The 7,595-nt window shown below is 72.4% G+C and carries 9 protein-coding genes; 4 read left to right on the top strand and 5 right to left on the bottom strand.

The genetic code is table 11. From position 1 onward, the window contains the following. From AXW62_RS38420 to AXW62_RS38410, 3 genes are all read right to left on the bottom strand, one after another. A partial coding sequence (locus AXW62_RS38420) for a fluoride efflux transporter FluC (RefSeq protein ID WP_169808209.1) occupies nucleotides 1-221 on the bottom strand: 221 nt, incomplete at its 3' end. Further along, nucleotides 218-550, bottom strand: coding sequence for a DUF190 domain-containing protein (locus AXW62_RS38415; protein WP_060948438.1), 333 nt, complete (start codon nucleotides 548-550; stop codon nucleotides 218-220). The genes AXW62_RS38415 and AXW62_RS38420, both read right to left, overlap by 4 nt. After that, nucleotides 547-1,053, bottom strand: a complete 507-nt coding sequence (locus AXW62_RS38410) for a fluoride efflux transporter FluC (protein ID WP_060948437.1) — start codon at nucleotides 1,051-1,053, stop codon at nucleotides 547-549. Before AXW62_RS38410 ends, AXW62_RS38415 begins: the two co-directional genes overlap by 4 nt. 313 nt (nucleotides 1,054-1,366) lie before the next feature. Between AXW62_RS38410 and speB the strand changes: the two genes are divergently transcribed. Then, nucleotides 1,367-2,365: an agmatinase gene (speB, locus tag AXW62_RS38405; RefSeq protein WP_060948436.1), complete on the top strand. Its 999-nt coding sequence runs from the start codon at nucleotides 1,367-1,369 to the stop codon at nucleotides 2,363-2,365. Between the two features lie 58 nt (nucleotides 2,366-2,423). Here speB and AXW62_RS38400 read toward each other — a convergent pair whose 3' ends face one another. After that, nucleotides 2,424-3,521, bottom strand: coding sequence for a polyprenyl synthetase family protein (locus AXW62_RS38400; RefSeq protein ID WP_060948435.1), 1,098 nt, complete (start codon nucleotides 3,519-3,521; stop codon nucleotides 2,424-2,426). A gap of 476 nt (nucleotides 3,522-3,997) precedes the next feature. Between AXW62_RS38400 and AXW62_RS38395 the strand changes: the two genes are divergently transcribed. Then, a complete protein-coding gene (locus AXW62_RS38395) occupies nucleotides 3,998-4,990 on the top strand; it encodes a zinc-binding alcohol dehydrogenase family protein (RefSeq protein WP_060948434.1) in 993 nt (330 codons plus the stop codon). Between the two features lie 166 nt (nucleotides 4,991-5,156). Here AXW62_RS38395 and AXW62_RS38390 read toward each other — a convergent pair whose 3' ends face one another. After that, nucleotides 5,157-5,579: a hypothetical protein gene (locus AXW62_RS38390; protein ID WP_060948433.1), complete on the bottom strand. Its 423-nt coding sequence runs from the start codon at nucleotides 5,577-5,579 to the stop codon at nucleotides 5,157-5,159. Between the two features lie 160 nt (nucleotides 5,580-5,739). Here AXW62_RS38390 and AXW62_RS38385 point away from each other — a divergent pair, with 160 nt between their 5' ends. Together AXW62_RS38385 and AXW62_RS38380 are read left to right on the top strand one after the other, a co-directional pair. Beyond that, nucleotides 5,740-6,210 (top strand): cation:proton antiporter regulatory subunit, encoded by a 471-nt coding sequence (locus tag AXW62_RS38385; protein WP_030837723.1) that lies wholly within the window; start codon nucleotides 5,740-5,742, stop codon nucleotides 6,208-6,210. A 4-nt stretch (nucleotides 6,211-6,214) separates the two neighbouring features. Next, a complete protein-coding gene (locus AXW62_RS38380; RefSeq protein ID WP_060948432.1) occupies nucleotides 6,215-7,480 on the top strand; it encodes a cation:proton antiporter in 1,266 nt (421 codons plus the stop codon). The last annotated feature ends 115 nt before the right edge of the window (nucleotides 7,481-7,595 follow it).

Below are 7,595 nucleotides of genomic sequence, written 5' to 3'. Positions count from 1 at the left end.
GCCCCGCACAGCCCCGTCCCCAGGAGCAGCTGCACCCGCTCGGGGACCGCCCCCGCCGCCACCGCGCCGGTCAGCAGACCCAGCACCGCGGAGCCCACCACATTGACCGTGAACGTGCCCCAGGGGAACACCGAGTCGTGCCGCGTCTGCACCGCGCGGTCGGTCAGGTAGCGCAGCGGGGCGCCGACCATCCCGCCCGCGATCACCAGTAGCCAGTTCACCGCGCCCGGCCCCGGTGCACGATCTCGACCGGGTCGACCACCACCAGGCCGTCACCCACGATGTCCTCCAGTTCGGGCAGAAAGGACCGCACCCGTTCCTCCGTATCGATCACCACGATGGCCATGGGCAGATCCTCGCCGAGCGACAGCAGCCGCGAGGTGTGGATGAGGGACGAGGCGCCGTAGCCCTCGACCCCGCGGAACACGCTCGCCCCCGCGAGCCCCGCGCGATGGGCGCGGTGCACGATCTCGGCGGACAGCGGTCTGCGGTGCCAGGTGTCGCTCTCGCCGATGAAGACGGTCAGGCGCAGCGCGGGTTCGCCCTTCACCGGACCGCCCTCCCGCCGGGGCCGCCGCCGTAGGCGCCGAGGACGCGCCGGGTCGCCGCCACGGCGGCCCATACGGCCGCCATCGCCACCACGAGCGTCCCGGCCAGATAGCCGAAGGCGATCCCGACGCGGTCGTCCCGCACCAGCCGGGTGAAGTCCACGGCGTACGTCGAGAAGGTGGTGAAGCCGCCGAGCACACCGGTGCCGAAGAAGGGCCGTACCAGCCGGTGGGCCGCCCACACGTCGCTGATGAGCACCAGGAAGACGCCGATGATCGCACAGCCGACGGCGTTGACCAGGAGGACCGTCCAGGGGAAGGCACCGGATGGGGTGGGCCACAGCAGCGACGCCCCGTAGCGGGCCGTCGCCCCGAGCGCACCGCCCACCGCCACCACGCCCACCACGGGACCCTGTCCCCGCCACGGACCGTGCCGGGCGGGCGGGGGCGGGCCGGTGTCGGGGTCGATGGGCTCGTTCACCACCTCTGACCGTGCGTTGCCCATACCGCTCAGGCTACGCCGTGCCGTTGACCTCGGCTGACCTTGACTGACCTCGGTTGACCCCGGCTGGCCTCGGTTGACCCCGGCTGGCCTCGGCTGGCCTCGGTCGGTCTCGGCAGACGAGGGGCGCGGGACGGTGCCGACCCCGCGGCTCCACCGGTGGGCACCGGCCGGTGCCCCGGTAGGGGGCCCTGAACGTCTTTAGGGGGTAGTTGCGGTGGGCAACCACCCGGTCAGGGGATTTGAATGGTGCCAGACGGAGGGCGCCTTCCGCGCCGACCGTCGCTCCCCCCACAGGAAAGGCCCAGATCCAACCATGACCGCGAGCAATCGCGAGACAGTCATACCCGTTCCACCCCAGGAGACCGATCGCACCCTGCACTTCGCGGGCCCGGCCACCTTCGGCCGTGTTCCGCGCCTGGACGAGGTCGGCACGACGGACATCGCGGTGGTCGGGGTGCCGTTCGACGCCGGTGTCTCCTACCGGCCGGGCGCCCGCTTCGGCGGCAACGCCATCCGGGAGGCGTCGCGCCAGCTGCGCCCGTACAACCCGGCCCAGGACGCGTACCCGTTCCACTACGTCCAGGTCGCGGATGCCGGGGACATCAGCGCCAATCCGCACAACGTCAACGAGGCCGTCGAGAGCGTCGAGGCGGGCGCGGACGACCTGCTGTCCACGGGCGCGCGGCTGATGACCCTGGGCGGCGACCACACCATCGCGCTGCCGATCCTGCGCTCGGTGGCGCGTCGGCACGGCCCGGTGGCGCTGCTGCACTTCGATGCCCATCTCGACACCTGGGACAGCTACTTCGGCGCCGAATACACCCATGGCACGCCGTTCCGGCGCGCGGTCGAGGAGGGCATCCTCGACACCTCCGCGCTCTGCCACGTCGGCACCCGCGGCTCGCTGTACAGCAAAGAGGACCTCGACGAGGACACCAAGCTGGGCTTCGGGATCGTCACCTCGGCGGATGTGCTGCGGCGCGGAGTCGATGAGGTGGTGCAGCAGCTCAAGGAGCGGATCGGCGAGCGGCCGCTCTACATCTCGGTGGACATCGATGTCCTGGACCCCGCGCACGCCCCCGGCACCGGCACCCCCGAGGCGGGCGGACTCACCTCGCGGGAACTGCTGGAGATCGTGCGCGGGCTCGCGGACTGCCACCTGGTCTCCGCCGACCTGGTCGAGGTCGCCCCCGCCTACGACCACGCCGAAATCACCTCCGTGGCCGCCTCGCACACCGCGTACGAGCTGGTCACCCTCATGTCCCGGCAGATCGCCTTCTTCCGGTGGCTGGAGGAGCAGAACCGGTTGTAGGCGCCCCCGGCCCCCGCACCAGACGGCGCTCGCGGCCGGACACCCCCTCGACGACGACCTAGCGGTCCCGGTGCGCCACGAAGTCGCACAGCGCGTGCAGCACCCGGGCCGCCGGGCCGTCCGGCAGGCCGTTCGCCGCGGACCGGGCGCGCACCAGCCGGGCCTGCATGATCGCGCGTGCCTGCGCCGTCGCCCCACAGCGGCGCAGCAGGGCGACGGCCCTCGGCAGCCCGGAACCGTCCGGGGCGGCGGCTCTCGGCAGCCCGGAGTCGTCCGGGGCGGCGGCTCTGGGCAGCCCGGAACCGTCCGGGGCGTCGGTGGCGGCGGTCAGCAGGACGCGCAACTCATCCGCCTCCGGCCGCTCGTCGGCCAGCGCCAGCAGCACCGGGAGGCTGGCGACCCCGATCGCCAGATCCTTGCCCTGCTCCTTTCCGGAGACCTCGGAGGTGGAGGTGATGTCGAGGATGTCATCGGCTATCTGGAAAGCGACTCCCAGGTGTTCCCCGTATTCCGCGAGCGCCTGGACGACGTGTTCCGGGGCGTCCGTCCGGACCGCCCCGAGCTGTAGCGCCATGGCGATGAGCGCGGCCGTCTTCCCGGCCACCACGGCGAAGTAGTGGGCGAGCGCATCGCCGTCGTCCGAGGGACCGGCGAGTTCCCGTATCTGGCCCATGACCAGCCGATTGGTCACGCTGGACTGCAAACGGATGGTTTCCGGGCCGAGTTCGGCGGCGAGCCGGGCCGCCTTCGACAGCAGCCAATTGCCCGCGAACACGGCGGTGGCATTGCCCCAGCGGGCGTTGGCGCTCGCCACTCCGCGCCGGGTGCGGGCCTGGTCCATGACGTCGTCGTGGTAGAGCGAGGCGACGTGCACGAGCTCGGCCAGGGCGGCGGCCGGTACGGCGGCGGAGGGATCGCGCTCGCCGAATTCCGCGCCCACCAGCGCCAGCAGCGGGCGCAGCCGCTTTCCGCCGGGGGCGAAGAGATGCCCGACGATTTCCGCGACGCGAGGGTCCCGGGCCTCGGCGGCGACAGCGCGCAGCCGCTCCTCCGCGGCGTCCACTCCGCGTTCCAGACGGGCGGTGAGCGCGGGGTCGCCGAAGGTGAGCTCCATGGCCATGGAGCCCCTGGGCTCGGTTCTGACGGACGCGACCATGCCGCGGACCGTAGGGGAGGGACATACCGGAACAGTGGGTTCTGTCAGGAAGATGCCGTATCCCGTACCCGGGGCGGGAGCCTCTCCCAGCTCCGGCCGCCGCGCGCCCGGCTCCCGCCCCGGCCGGGTACCGATGGGCCCGCACGGCCCCGCCGACGTCGGCGGGGCCCTGGACCGCTACGCGGCCGGTGAGCCCGGCCGCCGCGACGACCGGCACCCCGCCCGGTCGCTCCGCGCACATCTGACAGCTTCCGGCCGTACTACTTGCCTCCGCGACTAACACGGCCTGAGCGCGTGCGGCACGGACTGCGCACATGCGGCACGGCCGGAAGGCGTGCGGCATGGCCGGAACGCCCGCCGCCCGCCCCGAGCGCCCGCCGCGCGGATCGCGCCGAACGTGCGCCGCACAGGCGGCAGGTGCTCCACGGCGTTACGTTGGCCGTGTGACGGATGCGCACGTCGGCCTCCCGGCGACCATGCGGGCATGGGTCGTCCCCACTCCGGGGCGGCTGGAGCGGACGGAGCTGCCGGTGCCGCGGCCGGCGGCGGACGAACTGCTGATCCGGGTCCGGGCCTGTGGGGTGTGCCGTACCGATCTGCACGTGCGGGACGGCGATCTGCCGCCGCACCGCAGCCCCGTCGTCCCCGGCCACGAGGTCGTCGGCGAGGTCGTCGCCGCGGGCTCGCGGGCGCACGGCCCCGGTGCCGGAGTCCGGCTCGGCGTCCCGTGGCTGCGGCGCACCTGCGGCCGCTGCCGCTACTGCCTCCGGGGCCAGGAGAACCTGTGCCCCTCCTCGGCGTACACCGGCTGGGACGCGGACGGCGGCTACGCCGAGTACGTCACCGTACCGGCGGCCTACGCCTATGAACTGCCCTCCGGTTACCCGGACGAGGAACTCGCCCCGCTGCTGTGCGCAGGCATCATCGGCTACCGCGCGCTGCGTCGCGCCGATCTCCCGCCGGGCGGGCGGCTCGGCATCTACGGCTTCGGCGGCTCCGCACACCTCACCGCCCAGGTGGCCATCGCCCAGGGGGCCGTCGTCCATGTGCTGACCCGTTCGTCCGCCGCCCGTGCCCTCGCCCTGGACCTCGGCGCCGCCAGCGCCCACGACGCCTACGACAGCCCGCCCGAGCCCCTGGACGCCGCGATCCTCTTCGCGCCGGTGGGCGAGCTGGTCCCGGTCGCCCTGGAGGCTCTGGACGCCGGCGGCACGCTGAGCATCGCCGGTATCTACCTCTCCGATATCCCCTCCCTCGACTACGACCGCCACCTCTTCCGCGAACGCACCGTCCGCAGCGTCACCGCCAACACCCGTGAGGACGGCCGCGAATTCCTGGCCAACGCCGCTGACCACCGCGTCCGGGCCACCGTCACCCGCTACCCCTTCGAACGGGCGGACGCCGCCCTGGACGACCTCGCCGCCGACCGGGTGGGCGGTGTGGCGGTGCTGACCATGCCGCACGGGTGAGCTGAGCCGGAGGGCCCCGTCGGCTCGGCTCACCGGTTCACCTCGTCGGCTCACCCCGCTGGTTCTCCCCGCCGGTTCTCCTCGTCGGTTCACCCCGCTGGTTCACCCTGCCGGTTCTCCTCGTCGGCTCACCCCGTGGTTCATCCCGCCGGTTCTCCTCGTCGGCTCACTCCGACGGCCACGACCGATGGCCGAACGGGGTGATGCGGCGGTATCCGGCACGGGCGTTGACGACCCGGGCGAGCGCGGTGCCGGCGATGGCAGCCGCCAGGAGGCAGGCGAGCCAGCCGGTGTCGCGGTCGCCCGCCCAGCTGAGGTGGCCCGCGGGCGGAATGGCGAAGCCGTTGAGGAACACCCAGCACAGCGCCGCCGTACCGGGCGCGGCGACGAACCGCGCGCACAGCCCCAGCAGGGCGGCCAGCAGCGACAGCGCGACCAGGGCGAACATCGGCCGCCCGTGGCCGCCGAAGAAGTTCAGGGTCGCCACCAGGACGAGCGCACCGAGGAAGGCCCCGCCCCAGATGACGGGTGTGGCGACCGGATCGGGAACCGGCCTGACGCCGGTACTGAGCCGCCTCCACTCGATCATGGGCACCATCCTCCTCGTATCTCGATGGCCACCCCATCTTGTGCGGTCGGCATCGTCCCACCACGCCCTCGCGTACCGGCCATCATTACCAATTCTTTGCCATTCGTTAGGGTGGCACGAGACCAGAGCTACGAAAGGGATGATTGTGGGCGCTCCGCGTATGAGCAGTACGCCATTGCCGGGCATCGGAGTCCGTTACGACCTGACCACACGTGAACACAGGCGGCTATCGGTCATCGCGCACCGCGACGGCGGACGGACGCTGAGTACGTACCGGAAGGACGACCCCGATGAGTGCGCCCTGTCCACCAGGCTGACCGCAGGAGAAGCGGAGGCGCTCGTGGGGGCGCTGATGCCGACCCACCACAGTCCGAACCTGCTGTGCACCACCGAACTCGGGCTGGTGGCCGAGCGGATCGAGCTGTCGTCCGTCTCGTACTGGAACGGACGGGTGCTGGGCGAGACGCGGATGCGCACGCAGACCGGCGCCTCGATCGTGGCCGTGCTGCGCCGGGCGGAGGCCATTCCCTCCCCGACCCCCGACTTCCGGCTGGCCGGCGGGGACGAGCTGATCGTGATCGGTACTCGCGAGGGCGTGGAGACGGCCGCGGCGATACTCGGGCGGGAGTGAAGCGATGCATTCGTCTGCCGTCTTTCTGATCGAGTTCGGCGCGGTGATCCTGGGCCTCGGGCTGCTGGGGCGACTGGCCGGGCGGTTTCAGTTCTCCCCGATCCCGCTGTACCTGCTGGCCGGACTGGCCTTCGGCGAGGGCGGGCTGCTGCCGCTGGGGGCGAGCGAGGAGTTCGTCGCGACCGGCGCCGAAATCGGCGTCATCCTGCTGCTGCTGATGCTCGGCCTGGAGTACACCGCCAGCGACCTGGTCAGTAATCTCAAGACCCAGTACCCGGCCGGGGCCGTGGACGCCGTGCTCAACGCACTGCCCGGCGCCGTCATGGCCCTGCTGCTGGGGTGGGGGCCGGTGGCCGCCGTGGTGCTGGCGGGTGTCACCTGGATCTCCTCCTCCGGTGTCATCGCCAAGGTGCTCGGCGATCTGGGCCGGCTCGGCAACCGGGAGACCCCGGTGATCCTGAGCATCCTGGTCCTCGAGGACCTGGCGATGGCCGTCTATCTGCCGATCGTCACCGCCCTGCTGGCCGGTGCGGGCCTGGCGGCGGGCAGCGTCACCCTGGCCATCGCCCTCGGCGTGGCCGGTCTGGTGCTGTTCCTCGCCGTCCGTTACGGCCGGGTCATCTCCCGCATCGTCTCCAGCGACGACCCCGAGAAGCTGCTGCTGGTGGTGCTCGGGCTGACGCTGCTGGTGGCGGGGATCGCCCAGCAGCTCCAGGTGTCGGCGGCCGTCGGCGCGTTCCTGGTGGGCATCGCCCTGTCCGGAGAGGTCGCCGAGGGCACCCACCTTCTGCTGAGCCCGCTGCGGGATCTGTTCGCCGCCGTCTTCTTCGTCTTCTTCGGGCTGCACACGGACCCGGCCAGCATTCCGCCGGTGCTGCTGCCCGCCATGACGCTGGCCGTCATCACCGCCGGTACGAAGATCGCCACCGGCTACTGGGCCGCGCGGCGGGCCGGGATCTCCAGCCGGGGCCGCTGGCGGGCCGGTGGCACGCTGGTGGCCCGGGGCGAGTTCTCGATCGTCATCGCGGGCCTGGCCGTCACCGCCGGTATCGAACCGTCGCTCGGCCCGCTGGCCACGGCGTACGTCCTGATCCTCGTCGTCCTCGGCCCGCTCACCGCCCGCTACACCGAGCCCGTCGCGGGGCTGGTCGCGGCTCGTCTCGCGGCACGCCGCAAGTCCGCCGGGGCCGTGTCGGCCGCGGGCGATTCCCTGCCGGAGGGGCCGCACGAGACGGTGGACGACCCGGACGCCGTGGGGCGTCGGCCATGACCGTCCGATTAATGATCACCAGGAGGGCCGTGGGTGGACCGCGGCCCTCCGCCGTCTCAGCCCTGGCCCTCATCCTCGTGCTCCAGATTCCCCGAACCGGCTAACTCCTCCAGGC

The organism is Streptomyces hygroscopicus subsp. hygroscopicus (assembly GCF_001553455.1).
GTDB lineage: Bacteria > Actinomycetota > Actinomycetes > Streptomycetales > Streptomycetaceae > Streptomyces > Streptomyces hygroscopicus.
Note: the sequence above shows the minus strand (reverse complement) of the source record. Positions and strands in the feature narration are given on the sequence as shown.

Excerpts from the sequence above, each read along its gene's own strand:
- AXW62_RS38410 (WP_060948437.1), bottom strand. The coding sequence starts at position 1,053 with ATGGGCAACGCACGGTCAGAGGTGGTGAACGAGCCCATCGACCCCGAC.
- AXW62_RS38395 (WP_060948434.1), top strand. The coding sequence starts at position 3,998 with ATGCGGGCATGGGTCGTCCCCACTCCGGGGCGGCTGGAGCGGACGGAG.
- AXW62_RS38380 (WP_060948432.1), top strand. The coding sequence starts at position 6,215 with ATGCATTCGTCTGCCGTCTTTCTGATCGAGTTCGGCGCGGTGATCCTG.
- AXW62_RS38400 (WP_060948435.1), bottom strand. The coding sequence starts at position 3,521 with ATGGTCGCGTCCGTCAGAACCGAGCCCAGGGGCTCCATGGCCATGGAG.
- speB (WP_060948436.1), top strand. The coding sequence starts at position 1,367 with ATGACCGCGAGCAATCGCGAGACAGTCATACCCGTTCCACCCCAGGAG.
- AXW62_RS38385 (WP_030837723.1), top strand. The coding sequence starts at position 5,740 with ATGAGCAGTACGCCATTGCCGGGCATCGGAGTCCGTTACGACCTGACC.
- AXW62_RS38390 (WP_060948433.1), bottom strand. The coding sequence starts at position 5,579 with ATGATCGAGTGGAGGCGGCTCAGTACCGGCGTCAGGCCGGTTCCCGAT.